The sequence below is a fragment of the Rhodococcus sp. Ni2 genome (assembly GCF_021352185.1).
GTDB classification, from domain to species: domain Bacteria; phylum Actinomycetota; class Actinomycetes; order Mycobacteriales; family Mycobacteriaceae; genus Rhodococcus_F; species Rhodococcus_F qingshengii.
This window is the reverse complement of record NZ_WOXZ01000002.1, coordinates 2147072-2170406: the sequence shown is the minus strand read 5'-3', so window position 1 is coordinate 2170406 and position 23335 is coordinate 2147072. Positions and strand designations below refer to the sequence as shown.

Genomic DNA, 23335 nt, shown 5'->3' with positions numbered 1-23335 from the left:
GATGCGTGAATCTGATTACGACACCGGACTGCCGAGCACCATCCGGTCGCCATGGTTTGTCGGGTTTTCAGCGGTAGCGATTGTCCATCTGATCCTCAATGCCGCTGATGCTGCGCCCTGGGACGGGATCACCAAGGTCATGCTCGCGCCGATTCTGGCTGCCTGGGTTGTCGCCCGACGCGGACCTCGAATTGTTGCTGCTGCGCTGATTGCCTGTGCTTTCGGAGATTTGTTCCTGATCTGGGACTCCACGTTTGTCATCGGGATGGCAGCCTTCGCGATCGGTCACCTCTGCTTCATCCGATTCTTTCTCTCACACGGCGCGCTTCGGGAGATACGAAGGCGGCCATGGTTTCTGTGCGCTTACACCGTCGCTGGGATCGCTCTAGTGTCGTACACCTGGACCGGTCTCGAACCTGAACTTCGAATTGCCGTCCCCGTGTACGCCGCAATCCTGGTGGGAACCGCATCAACCGCACTGACGTACAACTCGATCACCGGTATCGGCGGCGCGCTGTTCCTCACCTCTGACGCCCTCATCCTGCTCGGCCAGGCGAACAAGTGGCAGCCCGCCGCTGCGGGCATCTGGATCATGACGCTGTACATCCTCGCTCTGTTGCTTCTGACAGTGGGAGTTCTCGGCCGGAGTAAGACGCCAAACCGTCCATTAGCTCAGCGGCTGTAAGGATCAGCAACCAGCCGGACATCTCTTCATATGACCCCGAAATCCGAGGAACAACCGCCGCCGAGCGGCGAAGACCGGTTCACCGCCCTGTGGGACGCCTACGCCGGTCGGGTGTTCGCGTATACCTGTCGCCACGTTGATCATCACAGCGCGCAGGAGGTTGTCTCCGAGACGTTCCTCGTTGCCTGGCGACGCTTGGACGAAGTGCCCGAGCCGGCACTGCCATGGCTGTTGGTGGTGGCTCGAAACACCGTGAACAATAACCGTCGCAGCGTTCGGCGCCTTGACGCGCTCACCGAGAAGATGGGACGCATCGAGCAGATTGCGGCATCGACGCCGGGCGCCGACGTCACTGTCACCGAACGCACGGAACTGCTCGAAGCACTGGCAACACTCACCGTCACCGAACGTGAAGCCCTGCTCCTGACTGCTTGGGACGGGTTGACCGCCACCGAAGCCGCGCGGGTCGCTGGGTGTTCGGTTCCGGCCATGCATGTTCGTCTCTTTCGCGCTCGGCGTCGATTGCGCGCCGGGTTGCCTTCAGAATCCGTCACCGTAATCCCGATGAACACCGCCCGACCTTGCGCTGCCGCCGAACACGGGAGTACCCCATGACCAAAGATCTGCTGACCACGCTCGAGAAGCTGCGGCCGAGCGATACGGTTTCCGCCGAACTCTGGCCCGAGAACGTCCAAGATGCCGTACGCACCCGAATCATGGCTACTGAAAACAACATTGGGGCAACCAAGGCTCCACGCCGTCGCGTCGGTGCCATCGTTCTCGTCGCGGCGATCTGCGCAGCAGTGGTGGTGGGCTGCGCCGCTGCCACGGGGATGATGCCGAAAGCGTTCACCGACATGTACTCGGGTTGGCAGACGATGCCGGGAACCAACGGCGGAATAGATCCGTCCACCGCCGAGCGGGTCGGGTCCATTCCCGGACCTGACGGAACCTTGTTCAGCGTCTTTGTCGCCCACGGCGCCAATGGCTGGAGGTGCGTCGCCCCGGTTTTCGAGGCGTCAGCCGACATCGACAAGGTTGGTCCGTCGAAATTCATCGGCCTCGGACACGGCTGCAGATCAATTGACTTGTACGGCGCGGATTCATTCGGGGGCGGCGCCGGGTACGAGGCCGGTCCGCACGAGGCGACCTACGACGCAGGGGCGGGAGGTGCTGTCCGAGCCGAACTTCACACCGCAGACGGCCATATCTATCCGACAATTCTTGCCGAAGACCGCTTCTACGGATGGATTCCCCTGTCGCTCACGTCCCCTCGTCCAACCCTCGTCGGATATGCCGCAGACGGGACGGTCGTCGGCACCCGGTGAGCTGTCGGTACCCTCGAAAGATGACTGCACACGCCCCGAACGAGCGCATCCCCAGCCAGTGGGAAGAGATCACTGCAGCCGACTCGACGCATTCCACACGATATGTCGAGCGTTTCCGTTCCATGAGAGCGGACGGCAAGGACATTGTCGGGGAAGCACGTTTGATCGACGCGATGCTCGGACGCGGTGGCCGGGTTCTCGATGCAGGGTGCGGGCCTGGCCGACTCGGCGGTTATCTGCACGACGTCGGGCATGTGGTTGTCGGAGTCGATGTCGACCCGGTTCTCATCGCTGCCGCAGAAGAAGACCACCCCGGACCGACGTGGCTTGTCGGCGATCTCGCCGAACTCGATCTGCCGGCCCGCGGTGTCGAGGCAGATTTCGACGTCATCGTGTCGGCAGGCAACGTGGTGGCGTTTCTCGCTCCGTCCACCAGGCAAGCAGTATTTTCAGGATTTGCTCGTCATCTCGCTCCGAGCGGCCGAGTGGTCATCGGATTCGGTGCCGGCCGTGGCTACGAGTTCCCCGAGTTTCTCGCCGACGCGACCGCGAGTGGCCTCGAGGCTGATCTGCTGCTCTCCACGTGGGATCTTCGCCCGTTCAAGGAGGATTCCGAATTCCTGGTCGCGGTGTTCTCCCGCGCCTGACCCGGCACTTCCCCCGCACTCCCTGCGATCCGTCACACGGCGATCAACTCACCCTGATCACAATGGTGGCGACTGTTGTTCACTACGAACATAATTGGATCAATGCGGGTGTGGCCGAGCGGCAAGGCAGCGGTCTGCAAAACCGTCCACGCAGGTTCGACTCCTGCCATCCGCTCCCCTTGCGAACCAGCGACTCATGTCGCAACCCCCACCTAGGAATGACATTCGGTGCACGCAGCCTGCATCGCTCCGCTCCGTCTCCGCGCACATGGCTCCGGACAGTTACCCTCGATCGATGCACCCTCTCCCCGAGACAGGACAGTTACCTCCCGGACCGATGGCTTTGCAAGTGGAACACCTCTGCATGGCGTTCGGCGCGAAAGTTGCTGTGAACGACCTTTCTCTTGCGGTGCCCTCAGGTTCGTTGTTCGGACTGGTTGGCCCGAATGGTGCGGGAAAAACGACCACATTGTCGATGGCTGTCGGATTGCTTCGCCCGCACTACGGTCGCAGCCTGGTGTACGGCTACGACGTGTGGAACGACCCTGTGGCAGCGAAGAGTCTGCTCGGCGTCCTACCCGACGGTTTGGCGCTACCCGCCCAGTTCACCGGTCATGAACTACTCACCTATTTCGGGCGACTGCGCGGTATGCCAGAGGACGTCATCGCGTCACGACGCGACGAACTGTTGGCCGCGCTCGATCTCGCCGATGCAGGTGGAACGGTCATCGCCGATTATTCAGCGGGCATGACGAAGAAAATCGGGTTGGCCTCGGCCTTGTTGCACGGCCCTCGCTTACTGGTACTGGATGAGCCGTTCGAAGCTGTCGACCCCATTTCTTCGGCCGGAATTCGGAGCATTCTGCTCTCGTTCGTCCACTCAGGTGGCTCGGTCATTCTTTCCAGTCACGTGATGGCCCTTGTCGAACAACTGTGTACTCACATCGGAGTCATCGCAGACGGTCGCGTCGTGGCTTCAGGAACGGTCGACGAGGTGCGCGCAGGCAACACTCTCGACGAGGCATTCGTTCGCCTTGTCGGTAGCCGCAGTCCCAGTCCCGACGGACTGTCATGGATGCGCGCATGACCACCACCAGCTTTTCACCGACACACTGGAACCCGTCCGACTCGCCAGAGCACTGTTCTCGACGTCGCTGGTCGGTATGACCGTGCCGATTACCGCGTTGGCTGCAGCAGCGATTCCAATTTATGCCGCTACACACCACCCTGCCGCACTGCCATTGGCCATTATCGCTTGGCCCGCAACGGTCCTGCTCATTGTCGGCACCTCACGGGTCGCGATGCTGGCGATGTCGCAGCTCCTGCGGAGTCGTCGCAGCCGCGAACTGGGACTGTTGGCATTCGGCACGTTCTTCGGCGGACTGTATCTGCTGCAATTTCCGCTGCAGAGTCGCCTCGGCACGGTCGTGGACGGCGACGTCACGTGGCCGCTCACGGTCGCGCATTCGATCCCGTTCGCGTGGGGAATCACCAGTGTCGACGCAGCAGCAGGAGGCGCCTGGCTCCTCGCCGCCGGAGCAATCCTCGCCCTGGTGCTGGTCGATCTCGCACTGCTGTGGTCATGGCAACGCCTGGTCGTTCGCTACTTCAACGGGAAGGTCGCAGAATCAGCGGGCGCCACTTCCGTGCAATTGAAGAACCAGGGCCGCGACATTCGAACCGGTTGGCGCGCATCCCGACTGGGCACCGTCATCTCTCGCGAGCTTTCGCTCTGGCACGGAGACATGCGCCGACGAACACAACTGCTCTCCGTTGCCATCATGACCTTGGTCTCCGGCTTCGGACCGCTGATCTCGTCATCGATCCCCTTCTCCGCCGCATGGGGTGCCTGGTTCCTGATCTACCTGGCAATGGCAGCCGGATCGAATCTGTACGGATTCGACGGCGCATCGATCTGGCATCTGGTGATGATCCCCGAAGCCGCTGCCGCTGACGTCCGGGGCCGACAAATCGCGTGGGCGATCGTGATGACACCCTTCGTGGTCGTCGCAACAGCTGCTGTACGGATCTTCGGGGACCTCGGGACCGACCGACTGGCCGTGCCGCTCGCCGTCGGCATTTCGATGATGGGAGTCGGTGCAGGACTGGCAGTAGCGATATCCGCCAAAGCCCCCTACCCGGTCCCGGAGATGAAGAAGACGTTCTCCCTCAACACCCGCGGATCCTTCAATGGCTCGTCCTTCGGACTGATCATCCTCGCCATCGTCATCTTCGCCGCGACAACGGCGCCCGGCGTTCTACTCGGGGCGCTGCTACCGAACCCGGTGAATTATTTCGCCATCCCTGTCGCTGTTGCGATTGGTGCACTTGGTGCTTGGATCGGGGGCCGCGTCGCGATCACCCGTATGCAACGCGAGCCGGATCGGATTCTGTTCGCGGTTACCACCGCATGATCGTTGCCCAGATAGTCCGAGAATTTCTGGGCGTCAGCGCAGTAGCCGCAACTTGCACCAAAAAACTCAGTCTGGGCAATCGGATTATCAGGGATCCAGGTAGCGCAGCTCAACGGGTTCGGTCCTCGCATATCGCCGCCGGGCTTTCGTGACATAGCTTCCGCTCGAGCCGAACCATTGCCCTGGAAACATCGCACCACCAAGATGTTTGGCATGTCCCCGGAGCACTACGGTTCCGTACGTGTCGCCGAACGTCCCGGCCGATGCGGGAACTGCGCGCACCCCGCCCCTTCGCTGGAGCGTGGGTGGATCGAGCGCTGCCTCAGGTTCGCTCCGCAGCCCGCTCGGTGTGCAGAAATCCTGGTGATGGACCACTACACCGGAGCGATGGAATTCTGCCGGTGCCGACATCCGTTCCACGGGTCCTGATCGCGCCGGATCCTCGAGATCCGCTGTCGAGCCGAGTCCCTCGGCGCCCCGGCTCGACAGCGAAATCACACCTGAATCAGCTCAGCGAGCTCAGCAGCGGCTCGAGAAGCTTGTAGAGCTCGAAGATTCCGATGATCGTTGAAATAGAACCCATGATGATCCTCCGTGATTCGTGAACTTTCCGTGACGTCGCGTCACAGGCAGAAAGCTAACAAACCCGGCATTCAAACGGGGACCTTGGATGTGTCCGGCAGATGAACTCCCTGCTCGGAGAAGCATTTTGGTGACCAGCGTCATGCTCATCGAGAAATGAGCCCCATCGTCACATCACCTGACACCGACTGACGGTGGCAGCAAAAGTCTGCCCGTTGCGATCTGGCGATACATGGCACCATTTCCACCCCATCCGACTCTTGCTTTGTGCGCTGAATCCGATTACATTTCTCCACAATAACGGTACGCGTAACGAAATAACGAGACGGTCTACTTCACAGCTCGATATATCCAGTGCCACAACCTTTCCGGGCTCTTGGAGGGGCGACGTTTCGTCGCGTCCATAAGCTCCTCACTCCCCGATCGAAAGAGAGCACGATGACCACAGAGAGCGTCTCCGGCAATCAGCCGCGACCGGTAGCAACTATCGCAAGCCTGACCCTGCTGATCGCTGCCGTGGCCGCGCTCGAAAGCATCATCGTCCCCGCACTCCCCCTGATACAGAGAGACTTCGGAGTGACGGCCGACGTCGGAGCGCTCGCATCCGTCGCTCTGACGTTGAGCACTGTCCTCGTCACGCCGATGGCCGGGCGAATAGCCGACGTGTACGGCGCCCGCCCCACCTTGCTCGCGATCACGACAATCGTTGCCCTGGGCGGCAGCGTGTCCGCTCTCGCAACGATCTTCCCGCTGTTCGTCCTCGGCCAATTTCTCCAGGGATTCGGGCTCGGGTTGCTTCCCGTGAGCTTCGTGGTCCTACGACGCACTTTGTCCTCGGACCGACTGAAGACGGCCACGGGTTTACTCGGGGCTGTCGTAGTGGCCGGCGGCGCTCTGGGAGTCGTATTGGCCGGGCCCGTCGCGGAAAACGTCTCACGCACCGCGATGTATGCAGTTCCGACCGCGTTCGTTTTGCTCGGCGCAATTACTTTTGCCGTGAGCACACCACGAGATCACATGTCGAACGTCGGCGGCCGACTCGATTGGCCGGGAGCGGGCGGATTGGCTCTGGGATTGTTGACGCTGACGGCGTGGCTGGCGAGCGCATCGAGCAACGGGTGGGGCGCACCGACGTCGATGCTGCTGCTTCTCGCTTCCGCTGCCGTGTTCACGATCTGGGCCAGGTATCAGAGCCGGACAACCGAGCCGATGGTCGACCTGACGATGATGCGGCATCGTTCGATGTGGAGCGCCGTGGTCGTCGGCGTAGTTTTCGGGTTCACCTACGGCGCTGTTGTCTATCTACTTCCGCAACAACTCGCCGTGCCGGCAGAGAGCGGATTCGGCCGCGGTGCATCGACAAGTGCCATCGGAATCCTGCTGTGCATCGGTTACGGCGCAGCGGTGATCGCGTCGGTGATTTCCGGAAAGCTCGCACAACGGGTCGGCACGAAAGCCATTGCGGTAGCGGGAGTTGCCTTCCTCGGCCTGAGCGGCTCCGTCGGGGTCTTTGCAACCACGATGTGGCAGATCGTTGTGGTGCTGATCCTTGCGGGTACCGGCGTTGCCGCCGCGTCGACGGCAGTGTTCGTCATCTCCGCCGACAGCGCACCGGCAGACCGCGTAGGTGTCACGACGGCAATAGTCACGATCGCCAGATCGCTGGGTTCTGCTGTGGGAACCCAAATTGCCGCCGGGATCATCGCGAGCGCGACTTCATCCGGCGGCCTTCCCCAGCACTCGGCATTCGCCACAGCTTTCGGAGTGGCGGCAATCGTTGCGATTGTCGGACTCGTTGTCGCGGTGACGATGCCGAAACCGGCATCAACCGATGTTCAGTGGTCGTCGTCGTCCTCGTCGAAGTCTGCGACTCCGCGCTTCCAGTAGCCCGTGATCAGGTGGTCGCCCGAACTCAGGCCGAGTTCGTCGCGCACGAATCTGCGAATGGGCTTGAGACTGGTGGCCTCACCGGAGATCCAGGCGTAGACACGCTCACCTTCGGGCACGGTGACCGTCCGTACTGCCTGCTCGAGCAGATCCGAGTGACCGGCTGGGACGTCACCGCGGTGCAGCCATCGCACCTCGACGCCTTCCGGAACAGTGAGTTCGATTTCCTGTGAAGGGTCGGTGATCTCGACGAACACCCACCCGGCGGCAGCAGCGGGCATCATCTCGAGCCAACGAGCAATGGCAGGAAGGGCGGTGATGTCACCGGCCAGCAGATAGCGGTCGTACGTCCACGGAACCACGACGCCACCGGGCGGACCTGCCACGTGCACCCGAGTGCCGACGGTCGCCGCCTGAGCCCAATCAGAGGCGTACCCACCTTCGTGGAGCGCGAAGTCGAGGTCCAGCTCCCCCGCCTCGGCGTCGTATCGACGGACGGTGTACTCACGCGAGATCGGCAATGGACGAGGCCACTTCAGGCTGAATCCGTCGCGTTCGGGTAGACGTAAAGTTCCGTCTGCATCCGGGTAGACCAGGCGAACATGCTCGTCGGGAGCGTGCGATTCGAAGCCCGCCAACTCCGGTCCACCCAAGGTCAGACGCAACAGTCCGGTCCCGACCATTTCGCTGCGAACAACTTCGAGTTCGCGAATGCCGATGGGGTACGGCACTTTTGCGCCGGTGGTTCCCGCCAGAACTTCGGCGATGGTCGCGAGGTGGTCTCCTCGGTTCATGAACTACCTTCCTTTTCCGGCGGAGCATTCCCCACCGGCACAGTGTTTTCGGAGAGATCGACTTCGTTGATCTCCGAAGTTACCCGGCGCACCGAACCCAATGCTGCCAGGAGCACCAGGCCCAGTGTCACACCGGCGAGCCCCAAGACCAGTAGCGCGGCGCCAGGCTCGAGCCACTGCCCGAGGAACCCGGCTGCCATCGAACCGATCGCCGTACCCGTGACGGCTTGCACCATCCACAGACTGGACACGCGTCCGCGCAATTCGTCCGGCGTGTTCTGTTGAAGGACTGCAAATCTCAGAATGTCGTTGAGTGCGCGGCCGAGGCCGAATCCGGCCAGGCCCAGGAACGCGACAATCGCTGCTCCCGACGCACCCAGTACCACCAGGCCGAGAGGCATCAGCGCCACAGAGATCAACATCGCGGCGCCGTTGCGGTGGACTCGTCCGGTCCAACCGCTGGTGAGGGAACCGACCACAGCGCCGACAGCGGGGGCGCCGTAGAGCAGACCGAGCATGGTGGGTCCGCCGCCGAGGACCTGGTCGACGAAGGCAGGCAGCAACACCATCGGCCCGCTGACGAACATGACCAACAGACCGCTGATCAGGATGCCGCGAATGACTGTGTGCGTGCCGGCGAATTTCACGCCGGTCACCAGCGCGCGCATCGGGCTTTCGTGATTCGTGCCCGGTGCAGGAGAAGGGCCGATGGCTTGGAACAACGTGACAGTTGCTGCGGTGGCCACCGCAGCAACAAAGTATGTCGCGGGAATGCCGCCGGAGGCGATGATCACGCCGGCGATTGCCGGCGAGATCATCGTCCCGATGTCGGTGGTCAGCGCTACCAAAGCGCCGGCCGCAGCCATCTTGTTGCGCGGCAACAACGTCGGCATCAAAGCCATCAAGGCCGAGCTGCTGACACCGCCGGCCAAGCCGTCGACAGCTGCCGCGACGTAGATGACCCACATCGACGGGTGTGGCAAGAGCGCGTTGCACCCGAGAATGACAAAGCCGAGACCCGCAGCACTGCGGGCCAACTGGATGGTGCGTCGCCGATCGTAACGGTCAGCGAGCACGCCGCCGAACAGGCTGCCGAAGAACATGGCGATGGCCATCGCCGTGGACACTCCGGCAACCTGCAAGGTCGAGCCGGTGAGCTGGTACGTCTGCGCGGGGACGGCTACGACGAGCAGTCCGATCCCGAGCAGCGAGATCAATCGCGCGGAAAAGGCGTACCTGAAGGGACGGCTGGTCCGCAAGGGTGAAACATCGATCACCAGCCCAGCGAATCGAGTCATGCGAAGGTCTGGCCGATCAGGTCGAGGGTAGCCATTGCGCCGTCGTAGTCAGGACGGTAGCTGCTGGCGGGGAGCTCGAACGTCGTGCCTGCCTTGAAGGACGGCAACTGCGAGTAAAGCGGATCGGTGGCAAGTTCGGCCATCGGGCGACCGGACACCGGAATCACAAAGGCGACAGGAGCATCGGCGACCTGCGAGAGCAGTTCCGGGCTGACCTCGAACGAGTCACCCGAGCCGAAGAGCTGCGGGTTGCCGGCCTTGGCCATGACGTCGTCGGCCTTGAAACCGAGCTCGGCGAGCATCGCGGGCAGCGCGGCCGTCGGCGGAACGAGGTACGGCTTGTTGCTCGAGACCGAGAGGAAGTAGACGACGTTGCCCTCGGGAACCTTGATCTTGCCCTTGACCTCTTTGACCTTGTCCTCGTATGCGCTCATCAGCGCCGGAACCTGGTCGGAACGGCCCGCCGCGTCGGCGACGATTTCGAGCTGCTTGTCCCACGCGGCGACCGTCTTGGGGACCAAGACGGTGGGTGCGATAGCAGTGAGCTGATCGTAGAGTTCCTCGGACTGAACAGAGGTGATTCCCTGGCCACCGCCGATGATCAGGTCGGGCTCAGCCGCCGCGACGGCTTCGATGTTGAGCTGCTCGCCGGCCGGCAATTCCTTGGTGCCCTGCGCCTTTGCGGCGTCCGCCCAAGCCGGCGGGAATCCACCGTCGAGGTTCGTGACACCGAGGACGCGGGTATCGGTGGCAACCACCGGTGCGTCCAGGGCGTACAGGTATCCGGCGAGACCGCCGCTCAGAACCACGATGCGCTCCGCCGACGCGGGCACGGTGACCGAGCCCTTCTCGGTCTCGATCACACGGGTCGTGGGCTCTGCAGCCTTGGTCGGTTCGTCGTTCGAATCGCTACTGCAACCGATCATCGCCACGAGTGCGACGATCAGCAACCCTGCGATGGCGACGAATCGTCGCCAACTCCGTATCGCGAGGGGCGGTGTGGACTTCATCATTGAGCTCCCATTGTGTTTCAACTGTGTGGTTTTCGAACTATGTGGCCGTGCGTTTCGACAAATGGCTGTCGAGCAGCGGGGCGATCGCCGCCCACCCGGCTGGGGTCACCAATCCGGCGTGGTCGTACGGCAGATGGTGTACTGCCATGTCCCGGTCCCCGCGGACTCTGCGCCAGCGATCGGCCAGCAGCTGTCCGGACGCCTCGGCGTCGGCGGTGATCAGAGTAACCGGTCCGTCGTAGGTTGTGTCGGTCGAACTGGCCACGAGCAAACGAGTGGCATCAAAACCCGCCCGAACAGCGTCGACCAGTCCCGGTGCCTGAGTGAGGATCTCGGGTGGCAGGGCGGCGGCCAGATCTCGGTCGTCGGAATCGTCGCGACCGTGATCGTCACGATCTCCCAGTGGATGAGTATCGATCAGACCGGCGAACTCCACTGTCTCGCCGATATCGACCAGCTGAGCCGCCATCGCGGCAACGACGTTGCCACCGAACGAGTAGCCGAGCAGGTGGTACGGCCCGCTCGGTTGCACGCCGCGAATCGTGTCGACGTACATCGCTGCCAGTTGGTCCACGTTCGTCGGTTCGAGTGGCTCCCCGGCAACTGTGGGCAGTTGCAGGCCGAACAGTGGACGGTCGGCCTCGAGAACACCGGTCAAAGGCGCAAAGGGCCAAGCGAATCCACCGGCCGGATGCACGCAGAACAGTGGTTCTCCGCTGCCTTCGGCTCGCAGTGTCAGGAGGCGATCACGACTCAGATCGATTTCGGACGCCGACTCGTCAAGGTGTACTGCAAGTTCTGCAACTGTCGGACGGGCCATCAGCGTTCCCACACCGACGCTCACCGACAGGTCGTGCTCCATCTCCCCCACCAGTCGCATAGCTCGAAGCGAGTCGCCGCCGAGATCGAAGAAACTCTCTTCGGGATCGACTGCCTCGACGCCGAGTACCCGCGCAAAGACCTGGCACAGTTGCCTTTCCATCTCGGTTCGCGGTGCTCGGGCCGCTGCTCGGGCGGGGGGTGCCGGCAACGCACCGCGGTCCAGTTTTCCGTTGGGCGTCAACGGGATCGAATCCACGACGACGATGTCCGACGGAACCAGGTGTGCCGGTACGCTTTCCCGCAACGCAGCTCGCAGATCGACTGGATCACCGCCGGGTTCTTCGATGACGTAGCCGACCAGTCGCGGCGGCGCACCGCCTTCGCTACGGACTGACGCTGCCGCTCTCAACACTCCCGGCAACGACGCCAGCGCGGATTCGACTTCACCCAATTCGATCCGAATGCCTCGGATCTTGACCTGATGGTCTGCGCGACCCAGATATTCGAGTTCGCCGTCGCGGCGACGCAGTACAACGTCACCCGTGCGGTACATGCGCTTGCCGACGGAGTAGGGATCAGCAACGAACACAGCGGAGGTCAACGCGGTCCGGTGAAGGTAACCCATCGCCGTTCCGTCTCCGGACATGTACAGCTCGCCCGCCGCTCCGATCGGTACCTCCCGCAGACCCGAATCGAGTACCCGCGCAGACGCGTTCAGAATCGGACGACCCAAGCAGGGTGTCTCGCTCCCCTGAACCGGGGATCCCATCGCGTTGATCGTGAACTCCGTCGGCCCGTAAAGGTCGTACCCGTCGACACCGTCCTGATCGCGCAATCGCGACCACAACTCGGCAGGTACAGCTTCTCCGCCGAGCATCACCAACACCGGCGTCCGCTCACCGTCGAGGAGACCGGCGGCCATCAGTTCCCGTGCATACGAGGGGGTTACATTCACGACGTCGATACCGACTTCGCGGTAATGCTTCACCAGAGACGCGGGGTCCAGTCGCGCCTGCTCGTCGATCACGTGAACTTCGTGCCCCGCGAGCAACCAGAACAGTTCCTCCCACGACATGTCGAACGAGAACGAGACCGTATGCGCGATGCGCAGACGTCGGCCACCCACACTGTTTTCGGTCGGAGTGAATATCTCGGCCTTGTGATTGTGATACATCGTCGTCAACCCGCGGTGACCCACCACGACGCCCTTGGGTTTTCCGGTACTGCCCGAGGTGTAGATGACGTAGGCAGGCTGGTCCGGTGAGGTCGGCCCGCAGACCGCAGCCTCGTCGACAACTGGTGCCGAAGACTGCCCGTCGAGTACCCCGGCCACGTCCGGGTCGTCGAGTACCAGACATGCCTGTCCATCGGGAACTACGAGGTCACGCCTCTGAGTCGTGGTGACTACCAGCGCCGCATCGCTGTCGAGGATGAGTTCGCGCAGGCGTGCCGGCGGGTGAGCCAGATCCAAGGGAAGGTAGGCCGCTCCGGTTCTCATGACGGCGAAGATTGCGACGACGTGATCGGCAGTACGCGGAAGCGCGAGCGCGACAACACGGGTCGGTCCCCCGCCTGGTACCGACTGCCCCAGCGCCGAAGCGAGTATCCGTGCCAGTCTGTCCACCCGAGAGTTCATCTCGGCTGCGCTCAGTGTGACGTCTCCGAAGACCAGCGCCGTCTCGTCCGGAGTTGCCGCTGCCCTTTCGCGCAGTAGTGCGTCCACGCTACCGCCGGCCTGGTCCGGCCGTGGCATCACGACGTACTCCGAAGCGAATTCCGCGGGGGTGCGCGAAAGCGGAACCGCCGTGTCCGCCACCGTGGCGGTATCGGAATTCGCCATCACTTCGAGAATCGTGATGGTGCGGGACAGGATGTCCTGAGCCACGTCGTGCGGAATCAGGTCAGGACGGTTTTCGAGTGTGAGCGCCATCGCCGCGTCCCCGACACCCGGATCCACGTCGAGCGTGAGCGCATAGTGCGTGCCGTCCACCGCATCGAACCCGACGATTCCACTGCGACCGAACGTGTCTCGACGTGCCTGTTCGTCGCGAGGGGTGTTGCGGAAAACGTAGAGCGTGTCGAAGAGCGTGGCGAACCCTGCACTTCGCTGCACGTCGCCGAGCCCGAGATGGTGATGCCCCAGCAGCGAACCTTGTTCACGGAACAGGCGTCCGAGCAACGCCGAGATCTCCTCGCCTGGCCGGACCCGGACACGCACGGGAATGGTGTTGAGCGCCAATCCCACCATGCGGTCGGCGCCCTCGACCTCGGGTGAACGTCCCGAAACCGTCGATCCGAAGACCACGTCGTCACGGCCCGTCACGGCGCGCAATGCCAGGCCCCACGCCGCAGAAACCACGGCGGACAGCGTCGCTCCGCTACGTCTGGCCAGCTCGCGTACGTGCTCGGTGATGCTCTGTTCGAGCTGAGCCCGGGTGAACACCGGCAACGGAGCGCGCCCGCCTGATCCCGTACCACCCACGAGTGTGGGTTGCTCGAGATCCGCGAGGTAGTCCTTCCAGGACGAGATGGCGTCCGTGCGATCCGCTTCGGCGATCCATCGCAGGTGATCACGGAAGTCCGCAGGCTTGTCGAGCGCGCCGTCGAGTCCAACCGGGTCCGTGCCGTGTGTGCGAGCAAACTCGTAGAGCGCAAACAACTCCGCGTACATCAAGGTCTGCGACCAACCGTCGGTCAGCAGGTGGTGCTGAGTGAAGACGAGGTGCGCTCCCCCACCTGGCAACCAGACCAACACCATTCGAATGAGTGGCGGCGCACTCAAGTCGAACAGCCTGCCGAATTCAGCCTCGTCGACGGCGCGGACCTCGATATCCAAGTCGTCGGGTGCGACTGCGCTCAGATCGATTTCGCGGAAAGGCATTTCGGCTGCCCTGGGCACGAACTGCACCGGAGCGTCGAAACCGGCGTGTGTGAAGCCGGCCCGCAGGTTCGGATAGCGCCGCAAGAGCGCATCCCCTGCTGCGCGGAGTGAGCGAACGTCGACGGCGGCATCGGCGGAGAACTCGAATCGCGGCTGCATGTGATAGACATCCGTGCCGCCGGCGCCGTCGAGAACCGACTGGAAGTACATGCCTTCCTGCAAGGGACCGAGTGGCAGCACGTCCTGCCAGCCCGGGCTCAGCGACTCGAGCCGTGCCCGACGATCCGCATCGACGGCCACGAGCGGACTCGGCACGCGATCCGGCGCGGTGTCGGGCAATGCCTTCCGGTCCACCTTCCCGTTGAGGGTGAGTGGTAGTGCCTCGAGCACCGTGATGGTCTGCGGCACCATGTGTTCGGGTAGGAGCCGCGCAATCTCCTTGCGCACCAGTACCGAATCGAGCGTGGTTGCACCTTCGGGAACCACATACCCGTGCAAACTTCCGGTACCCGCCGCATCGACGCGAACGGTGGCTGCCGCGCGGAACACACCTGCCACCGATCCGAGCGCGCCTTCGACTTCGCCGAGCTCGATGCGGAAACCGCGAACCTTCACCTGATCGTCCGCACGACGAAGGAAGTGCAAAACCCCTCGCCGGCGTCGGACCAGATCGCCGGTGCGGTAGAGGCGTGCCCCCGGCAGAGAAGGATCGGCGACGAACCGAGCGACGGTCAGATCGGGGCGGTTCAGGTATCCGCGTACCACCTGCGCACCGCCCAGATACAGCTCGCCCGCAACGCCTTCCGGAACCTCACGCAGGTCGTCGTCGAGGATTCGCACGTGCACATCGGTCCAGGGCTGACCGATCGTGACTCGGTCGCCGGTCGTGATGACCGAAGATGTCGCCCACACCGTGGCCTCGGTGGGTCCATAGACATTCCGGACCGAAGCAGCGTTGGTCACCAGATCGTCGGCCAGATCCTGCGGGAGGGCTTCCCCTCCCACCAGGGCTCGCACCATCGCGAGTCCGACTGCGTTCTCGTGTTCGGTGACCACTCGCCACAGCGCCGGCGTTGCCTGCATCACTGTCGCATCGCTTGCGATGATCAACGCCGACAACGCATCCGGGTCGCGAACCGTCCTGCGGTCTGCGATCACGACAGTCGCGCCCGCCGCGAGCGGGCACAGCAACTCGAGTGCCGCGATGTCGAACGACACCGTTGTCACCGCGACGATGCGATCGCCCGGCCTGATCCAGCAATCCTCGAGTACCGTGTCCGCGAAGGCTGCGAGGTTGCCCGTCGAGACCATCACGCCCTTGGGGCGACCCGTCGAACCGGAGGTGTGGATCATGTAGGCGAGGTGATCACCCGCCGCGGGCGGCGGAGGAAGCACGACACCCGAGTTGGTGAACTCACCGTCCACGAAGACACTCGTGGCGACCGTCAACGGAAGTTGCCCGGCGCTGTCGATACTGGTCAGGACACACACCGGAGCCGCGTCCTCGATCATGAACTCGAGCCGCTCAGACGGGTAATCGACGTCGAGTGGCAGGTACGCAGCGCCGATGCGCAGTACCGCGAGCAGTCCGGCCACCAGATCCGCATTTCGATCCAGCGCGACGGCGACTACCTTCTCGGGTCCGGCGCCGACCGCGAGAAGTTCGCGGGCCAGCTCGTCGACGCGCGCCGACAGTTCCCCGTAGGTAATTCCGACCTCGCCGGAGATCACCGCGATGTCGTCGGGGTGACGGCTGACGTGTCGAGCGAACAACTGCGAGATCCCCGACGGCGGCGTCGCGCGTCGGCCCGGGTCGCGATCCGGCTTGTTTTCCGCCAGTCGCAGATCCGCGACGACAGTGCTGATTTCGTGACCGAGGACCGCGATCACACCGTCGAGCAATGCGTCCGCAGTCGCGGCGTCGAACAGCCCGGCATCAACCGTCAATCGAAGTTCTGTTGCGGTTCGGACGAATTCGAGGTCGACGCTCTTTCCGGGCGAGTGACCGACACGGGCAGCGAACAGGCTGCTCGTCGGACGCCCGAGTAGATCCGCGATTCGGTCGAGGCTGACATCGGAATGCGCAAGTGCCTCGGTGACAGCGTTTTCGACTCGCCGAACGACATCGGCAATTCTCGGCCGACCGGACAGGTCGACCCGAATCAGGGTGTCAGTCCCTTCCGAGACCAGTCCGACCGCAAGGTCCCGACCACCGCCGAAGCTGTTCAGCGTCGCCGCCACGGCAGCCAACAGCACCGCGTCGAATCCTGGTTCGTCACCGAACCGGGCATCGCGTAGCTGACGGAGGTAGGTGTGCGGGCGGTACTCTTCGCCGCGCGGGCGGTCATACGGAAGGTCCGTTTCGAGGGGCAGGTCCGCGAGCGTGCGAACCCAGTACCGCTCGTGATCAGGATTTCCCGCCACCGCCGGGGCGCGGAACGTCGCCACGGTCACGACGGGTCGATCGACGCCAACGACCGAATCCGGCGAGAACTTCGTCCGATCGACGCGTGCGGCCACGGCAAGACCGAGGGGGGTCGGGGTGTCGAAGACATCCGAGACGACGACGCGAATTCCCAGCTTGCGCAGGCTTCCCACCAACCGCATCGCAGTGAGCGAGTGACCGCCGAGAGTGAAGAAATTGTCACCCGGATCGACGTCGGGAATCTCCAACACCGTTTCGACACAGGCGCACACTGCATCAACGACCGCGGGATCGACATCGATCGCAGGATCGGACGCGGCCACCTTTTTCGTGACAGCGACATTTTTCGCGGCAGACACCGCATCGGCAACGGACACTGCCGGTCGGACTACCGTGAGCACCTCGGATGCGGGAGCTGTCGGTTCGGTCAGCAACCCACGCAGGATCTCCGCGAGCCGTGTGACCATTCGCTGCGCCGTGGCGTCGGAGACAACTGCCGGATCGTGGTATAGAACCAGATCCAGATTGGTGCTCGGTGGCGCCATCAACGTCATCGGATAGTGCGTGACTCCGCGGTTGGTGAATCCCTCGACCCGCAGTGTGTGCGATGCAGGCTGTCCCGCACCGGAGTTCGGGAAGTTCTCGAACACCAGGAGCGTGTCGAACAGTTGCCCGATTCCGGCGATGCGTTCGATCTCGGCCAAACTGGTGTGTTCGACGTCCACGATGTCGAATTGGGCGTTCTGGAGATCGACGAACTGATCGAGCAAAGGCCGGTCCGCGACGATGTCGAGGCGGGCCGGAATCGTGTTGCTGAACAACCCGACCATTCCCTCCACCCCCGAGAGTTCGGCAGGTCGGCCGGACACCGTGGCCCCGAACACGACGTCCCACTGTCCTGTCGCTTCGGCGAGCGCTGCTGCCCACGCACCCTGAACCAGGGTGTTGACCGTCAGCGCTCGCGCACGGCCGAGTTCGATCAGCGCTTCGGCGTCCGATGTCGCGAGAGGAACCTCGAGCGCGACGGGCACACTTCGCGGCGCTCCGGCATCGGCAACGAGAGTCGGCGCGGTGAGCCCACGCAAACGCTCGCTCCACGCTGCGCGGGCAGAGTACTGATCACGGCCGGCGATCCATGCCAAGTAGTCGCGATACGGCGTCGGCGCAGGGAGGCGGCTGTCGCCGTCGTGGTAGACGTTCATCAGCTCGCGCAGGACGATCGGAGTCGACCAACCGTCGGTGAGCAGGTGGTGCGCGTTGAGGACCAAACGGTGCACCCCGCCGGGCAGCCGAACCAGTAGTGCACGCAGCAGAGGCGGTGTACTGACGTCGAAGACATGCTTGGCGGCCTCGTCCTCGAGCTGATCTGCAGAGCGGAATGCAGTGTCAGCTGGAACGGAGGTCAGATCGACCGAACGCCACTCGACTTTTGCGCCGCGCGGAATGATCTGAACGGGCCGTTCGAACTGCTCGTAGTGAAAAGCTGCGCGAAGGTTCGGGTGCCTGTCGATCACGGTCTCGAACGCGTCGGCCAACTTCGCCTCGTCCAGTGGCCCGGAGAGGTCGAAGCGTGCAGTGAGCGTGTAGACGTCTGCGGCTCCGTCACGGACCGCATGGAACAGGAGACCTTCTTGTAGCGGCGAGAGCGGAAGGACGTCGGCAAGCGGTCCGTGGACGGCTTCGAGTTCGTTGATCCCTGCCTGATCGACCACCGCGCCCTGGCCGAAGATCGTCGCCGAGCAATCGGAAGGCGTCAAACCACCCTCGAAGAGCGCGGCATGCGCGGTCAGGGCAGCGAGCGCACGTTCCCAATGCTCTTGCAGCTCGACGATCGTCGCGCCGTCGAGCACTGAACCCGCCGCAGTCCATTCGACTGCCAGCGTCGTCGAGTCGTCCTCTCGGACAAATGCGTTGAGCGCCAGCACTTCCGACATAACCTTCGTCGCCGGCTCGATGACCGCGAATGGATCCTGCTCCGGCAATCGCCATCCGGTTCCGGGCAAGGACGGGAAGCGGCCCAGATAGTTGAGCAGCAGTTCGGGTGTAGCGCACGCGGAAAGGTCAGGTGCGGTGTCGGGATCCAGATGCCGCAGAACTCCATAGCCGACTCCGCCTCCGGGTACGGCGCGTTTTGCCTCCTTCACCGCACGAAGGAGATGTCCCGCAGCTGCTCCGCCGCTCAGTGCGTCGGCAAGATCGTCTGCGGTGAGCAGTGCATCGGTGGGAACCCGAACAGGGAACTCACTGGTGAACCACCCGATGGTTCCGGCGAAGTCGGTGTCGCTGGTGAGCGCGTCGCGGCCATGACCTTCGACGGTAACTGTCTGCGCGGGCAGCCCAGTCAGGCCGCGACTGTGCTGCCATGAGCGCAAGGCAAGCATCAATCCCGCGAGAAGCACTTCGTCGGTCTTGGCTCGATACGCCGCCGGAAGCGTGGTCAACAGCGCGTCCGTGACGGCCGGGGGCGCAACAGTTGTCGTGCGAGTGGCGGTTGCGGTCACGTCGATCTTCGGGTCGAGACGACGACTGCCGATCGCCTCGTCGTCCGCCTGTACCGACGCGGACTTCCAGTACTCGAGCTCTGACGCCCTGCTGCCAGAGGCCCCGAATTCCGCGAGCAACCCTGCGTATCGACGCCACGAACTTCCGCCTGCAGCCAACCGGGCCGACCTACGCTCGCGCGCTGCATCGGTAGCTTCGCGGAGGTCTGGAAGCAGAATTCGCCAGGACACACCGTCGACGATCAAATGGTGAGCCACGACGATCAATTGGTCGGGTCGACCGGCCTCGGTATTGACCAGTACGACTCGCAGGAGTTCACCGGCGCGTGGGTCGAGACTCGCCGCCGACGCCTCCGCGAGCTCTCTGATCCGGGACGGCTCGGAGGTGTCGGACACCTCGCGAACGAGTCCCTCGCTGCGCACTGCACCGGCGTCCCGGACGATCAATTCGGTAGTGCCGCTGTCGTTGTCACGGCGCAGGAGCAGGCGTAGAGCGTCATGGTGATCGAGGATCGTCTGCACGCCGGACTGCAGGTCACCCAGTGAAAGGCTGTCGTCGATGCGCACTGCGGTCCACTGCGCATAGCCCGCGATTGCCTCGTCTGCCGAATTTTTTTCGATCAGTGCTCGAACGATCGGCGGGGCGATCACGGTGCCGGTGGCCACGTCCGCAACCGAGGCTACGGCGTCGGCGTCATCGGCAATCTCACGTGCCGCAGCGGCGATGGTTCCCAGATCTCGCTGTGCCAGTAGTTCTTTGGGAGCAACGATCAGACCACGCACCCGCAGGCGACTGCTGACACTGATTGCCGTGATGCTGTCACCACCGAGGCCGAAGAAGTCCTCGTCCACGCCGACGCGTTCGCGGCCGAGCACCTCGGCCACCACGTCACAGAGGATTTCCTCGCTCGGTGTGGATGCGGCGCGACCTGCCGATTCGGCAGCCGGGGCTGGTAGTGCCGCACGATCGAGCTTTCCGTTCACCGTGACGGGTAGTTCGTCCAGAACGACGATTGCGGCGGGAACGAGATGATCCGGTACGCGACCGGCGAGGTCACGGCGCAATTCTTCCTGCGGCGGAAGCGCCGCGCCGGCGGCGGCTACAACGTAGCCGACGAGGCTGGGCCGTCCCCCATCCGTGCGGATCAACGCAGCAGCCGCGCCGATTCCGGGTACCGATCCGAGAACAGCCTCGACCTCGCTCAACTCGACTCGATGTCCGCGAATCTTCACCTGCTTGTCGCTGCGACCGATGAAGTCGTAGCCCCGCCCCGGCACCCACCGCGCCACGTCCCCGGCGCGGTACATCAGATCTCCCGGAGCCCCGAAAGGATCTGCGACAAAACGCTCGGAGGTCGCGCCGGCGCGGCCGAGGTAGCCCCTGGCCATTTGCGGTCCCGCCAGGTAGAGCTCACCTCGTTCACCGTCGGCGACCGGCTCGAGCGCGCTGTCGAGCAGGTACGCACGGGTACCCGCGAGGGGGTACCCGATACGCGGTCCGGCACCTTCGACCGTGGTCGCGATCGCGTCGACCGTCGTTTCGGTGGGGCCGTACAGGTTTCGAGCCGGAACACCGGATTCGATGATCGCGTCCCACAGTGCGGGCGGTGCCGCCTCGCCACCCACGACGAGGAGCTGCAACCGATGCGTACGCAGCAACCCGTTGTCCACCATCGCTGCCGCCATCGACGGCGTCGTGTCGACCACGTCGACGCAATCTCGCTCGAACGCCGCGACCAGAGCAACCGCGTCCTTCTGCAGTTCCTCGTCGTATACGTGCACACGATGACCACACAGCAGCCACAACAGTTGATCGAGAGACGCATCGAAGGCGAACGACGCTGTGTGCGCGGTGTGCAGTTGGCGGTTCCCGACGCGCTCGGCGGTGTCCCGGTAGATGGTGGCGCGATGGTGGTGAAGCAGGTGCGCCAATCCACCGCCTCTGACCAGCACACCCTTGGGCTTGCCTGTCGATCCCGAGGTGTAGATGACATACGCCAGGTGATCACCATGCCGTGCTGTCGCCAGTTCACCGAGTTCGAGTGGAAGCTCGGAATTAGCACGGAGTTCTTCGCGGACTGCGTCGGAATCGATGACGAGGGGGTCGGGCCGAAAACCTCCGACGAGTTGCTCGGCCAGAGTGGAAGTGGTGATCACGACCTTCGGCTGCGCGTCGTCGATCAGATCTCGCAACCGCTCGGCCGGGTGCTGCGGATCCAGGGCCACGTACGCTGCGCCCGCGTTCAATGTCGCGAGCAGAGCCACCACCATCTCGGAAGTACGCGGAAGCGCAAGTCCGACAATGTCGTCCGGGCCGACATTGCGGGCCCGAAGCAACCGGGCGAGCTTGTGGACGCGGCCACCGAGTTCTGCGCCTGTCAAACGTTCGTCACCGCACACGAGGACTGTGTCATCCGCGTGCTCGACAACGATGCGGTCGAACACGTCGGGAACGAGTTCGACCGAGCCGGGCAGCGGTGCAGTTTCGCGGCCGGCGAGAATCCGCGCGGCTTCGGCCGCAGGCATCATCTCCACCTGACCGACGGCAGGATCTCCCTCCCCGACCATCGCGTTGACGATGCTGACGAAACCGGCGAGGCGACGCTGAACCGATTCCCGAGTATTGGTACGCGCGTCCACTTCGAATCCGAGTAGAACTTCGCCGTCCGCAATGGGCGTAACCGTCAAACCCAGGTCCTCCGGCGGTCCCCCGGCGACGTTTCGCAGTACACCCACAGCGCCGGCGAAATCGAGGGCGAAGTCGAAAGCCTTGAGATTGATTCCGATCCCGTGAAGCAGTGCGCCGGTTCCGGCGACGCCCAGGTCCCGAGCAAGATTCTCACCGCGGTAGCGCTGGTGTGCGCGCAGGCTTTTCATCGTGGCGGCCACCTGCTTGCTCAGGTCACCGAGTCGATCGTGGCTGCGAATCGTCAACCGGAGAGGCAGAACGTTGACTGCCATGGCCGGCGTCTTGAGTGCCGTGCGACCTACGCGCGCCATGAGTGGCATCGCGATGACAACATCCGTCTCGCCGAGCAGTCGGTGGAGAAACGCGCCGTAGCAGGCGATCAGTGCCTCGGCCCACGTTGTTCCCGTCGCGTCTGCCACGTCTTTGAGGCGGTTGAGGGCGTCGGCGGTAATGATCTCGCGAACCTGGATCGTTCGTTCCGCCGGACCGGTGACCTGCTGGCCGCGTCCGTCCAACGCGGGCAACGGCGTCAGGACATCACGCCAGTAGTCACGATCTTCCGCGAACTGCTCGCCAGCCCGGTACGCCTCGTCCTCGCTGACCAGATCTGTCATAGAACCGAATCGCGTTGGTGCGACGTCGGTTCCCTTCTTCGCGGCCGTGTAGTGCGCGGCGACACGACGCGAAATCATGGCTGCGCTGTAGCCGTCGACGATCAAGTGGTGATAGAGCTGGATGCACCAGATCTCGCGATCGGAGAGCCTGATCAGCGAGTACGTGTACAGCGGACGCTCCACCATCAGGCGGCAGTACTCGGACGCCCGGCTGCGCTCGGCGTCGACCAGTGCGTGCGCCACGGCTACGGGATCGCGCTCGTCACGGACGTCGGTGATCGGGATGATGCCAACCGGCTCGTCGGAGATGTACTGACGCGGGCCGTCCGACGTCTCGATCATCCGCAGCCGCATGGTTTCGGCTTCACCGATCGTCGCCGTGATGGCAGCTGTCAGCAGTTCGGTGTCGATCGGTTCGTCACCCGAGATTTCGAGCACCTCGCCGACGAGGTAGCTCCGAGATTCGGGATCAAGCCTCTGTGCGTTCCAAATCCCGAGTTGAGCTCCTGTGAGAGCAAACGTAGCTTCGCTCGCCGCTCCGGAGTTCGAACCTGGAAGAACGCTCACACTGATCCCCTCGTCTGTGGACACACGTCACCCAAGGGTGACCTAACGTCGTTTTGGGTAGCCTAAACTAAATGTCAATGAATCGGGGAATCCGCCTCGCCGGTGACCCGAGAACCGACGGCTCCCGACGCGTCAATCAGAGGACACGCGCTTCTACAACCGCTTGCGGGACAGTCTCTTTCGTGAAT

12 protein-coding genes and 1 tRNA gene are annotated in these 23335 nt (G+C 63.5%); 8 read left to right on the top strand and 5 right to left on the bottom strand.

Annotated elements, in window-relative coordinates:
- Position 1 precedes the first annotated feature (1 nt).
- From GN300_RS23680 to GN300_RS23650, 7 genes are all read left to right on the top strand, one after another.
- Positions 2–685 carry a lysoplasmalogenase gene (locus GN300_RS23680; protein WP_063316730.1) on the top strand — a complete coding sequence of 228 codons (684 nt, stop codon included), beginning with the start codon at positions 2–4 and terminating at the stop codon, positions 683–685.
- Between the two features lie 30 nt (positions 686–715).
- Positions 716–1300: an RNA polymerase sigma factor gene (locus GN300_RS23675; protein ID WP_063316531.1), complete on the top strand. Its 585-nt coding sequence runs from the start codon at positions 716–718 to the stop codon at positions 1298–1300.
- Positions 1297–2013: a hypothetical protein gene (locus GN300_RS23670; protein ID WP_042922610.1), complete on the top strand. Its 717-nt coding sequence runs from the start codon at positions 1297–1299 to the stop codon at positions 2011–2013. The genes GN300_RS23675 and GN300_RS23670 overlap by 4 nt, the downstream gene beginning before the upstream one ends.
- Positions 2014–2033: 20 nt before the next feature.
- Entirely contained in the window at positions 2034–2660 is a 627-nt protein-coding gene (locus GN300_RS23665) for a trans-aconitate 2-methyltransferase (protein ID WP_042922606.1), read from the top strand.
- Positions 2661–2764: 104 nt separating this feature from the next.
- Positions 2765–2835 (top strand) — tRNA-Cys (locus GN300_RS23660).
- Positions 2836–2955: 120 nt separating this feature from the next.
- Positions 2956–3747, top strand: coding sequence for an ABC transporter ATP-binding protein (locus GN300_RS23655; protein ID WP_051649609.1), 792 nt, complete (start codon positions 2956–2958; stop codon positions 3745–3747).
- Between the two features lie 76 nt (positions 3748–3823).
- Positions 3824–5074, top strand: coding sequence for an ABC transporter permease (locus GN300_RS23650; RefSeq protein ID WP_233405686.1), 1251 nt, complete (start codon positions 3824–3826; stop codon positions 5072–5074).
- 87 nt (positions 5075–5161) lie between these two features.
- On the opposite strand, the gene GN300_RS23645 is transcribed toward GN300_RS23650, so the two are convergent.
- The gene (locus tag GN300_RS23645; protein ID WP_063316532.1) at positions 5162–5572 is read right to left on the bottom strand and encodes a hypothetical protein; all 411 of its coding nucleotides are present in this window, start codon (positions 5570–5572) and stop codon (positions 5162–5164) included.
- A 522-nt stretch (positions 5573–6094) separates the two neighbouring features.
- Here GN300_RS23645 and GN300_RS23640 point away from each other — a divergent pair.
- Positions 6095–7543 carry an MFS transporter gene (locus GN300_RS23640; RefSeq protein ID WP_063316533.1) on the top strand — a complete coding sequence of 483 codons (1449 nt, stop codon included), beginning with the start codon at positions 6095–6097 and terminating at the stop codon, positions 7541–7543.
- Here GN300_RS23640 and GN300_RS23635 read toward each other — a convergent pair.
- The 4 genes from GN300_RS23635 to GN300_RS23620 are packed head-to-tail and all read right to left on the bottom strand — an operon-like array spanning position 7492 to position 23147.
- The gene (locus tag GN300_RS23635) at positions 7492–8337 is read right to left on the bottom strand and encodes a siderophore-interacting protein (RefSeq protein WP_047271424.1); all 846 of its coding nucleotides are present in this window, start codon (positions 8335–8337) and stop codon (positions 7492–7494) included. The two genes, GN300_RS23640 and GN300_RS23635, sit on opposite strands and share 52 nt — an antisense overlap.
- Positions 8334–9635: an enterobactin transporter EntS gene (gene entS, locus GN300_RS23630; RefSeq protein ID WP_058038680.1), complete on the bottom strand. Its 1302-nt coding sequence runs from the start codon at positions 9633–9635 to the stop codon at positions 8334–8336. Before entS ends, GN300_RS23635 begins: the two co-directional genes overlap by 4 nt.
- Entirely contained in the window at positions 9632–10645 is a 1014-nt protein-coding gene (locus tag GN300_RS23625; protein ID WP_003942170.1) for a Fe2+-enterobactin ABC transporter substrate-binding protein, read from the bottom strand. The genes entS and GN300_RS23625 overlap by 4 nt, the downstream gene beginning before the upstream one ends.
- A gap of 40 nt (positions 10646–10685) precedes the next feature.
- Entirely contained in the window at positions 10686–23147 is a 12462-nt protein-coding gene (locus tag GN300_RS23620) for a non-ribosomal peptide synthetase (RefSeq protein WP_233405685.1), read from the bottom strand.
- Positions 23148–23335 lie beyond the last annotated feature (188 nt).

Coding starts and splice junctions, on each gene's coding strand:
- entS (WP_058038680.1), bottom strand. CDS start 9,635: ATGACTCGATTCGCTGGGCTGGTGATCGATGTTTCACCCTTGCGGACC.
- GN300_RS23640 (WP_063316533.1), top strand. CDS start 6,095: ATGACCACAGAGAGCGTCTCCGGCAATCAGCCGCGACCGGTAGCAACT.
- GN300_RS23665 (WP_042922606.1), top strand. CDS start 2,034: ATGACTGCACACGCCCCGAACGAGCGCATCCCCAGCCAGTGGGAAGAG.
- GN300_RS23635 (WP_047271424.1), bottom strand. CDS start 8,337: ATGAACCGAGGAGACCACCTCGCGACCATCGCCGAAGTTCTGGCGGGA.
- GN300_RS23680 (WP_063316730.1), top strand. CDS start 2: ATGCGTGAATCTGATTACGACACCGGACTGCCGAGCACCATCCGGTCG.
- GN300_RS23670 (WP_042922610.1), top strand. CDS start 1,297: ATGACCAAAGATCTGCTGACCACGCTCGAGAAGCTGCGGCCGAGCGAT.
- GN300_RS23625 (WP_003942170.1), bottom strand. CDS start 10,645: ATGAAGTCCACACCGCCCCTCGCGATACGGAGTTGGCGACGATTCGTC.
- GN300_RS23650 (WP_233405686.1), top strand. CDS start 3,824: ATGACCGTGCCGATTACCGCGTTGGCTGCAGCAGCGATTCCAATTTAT.
- GN300_RS23675 (WP_063316531.1), top strand. CDS start 716: ATGACCCCGAAATCCGAGGAACAACCGCCGCCGAGCGGCGAAGACCGG.
- GN300_RS23655 (WP_051649609.1), top strand. CDS start 2,956: ATGCACCCTCTCCCCGAGACAGGACAGTTACCTCCCGGACCGATGGCT.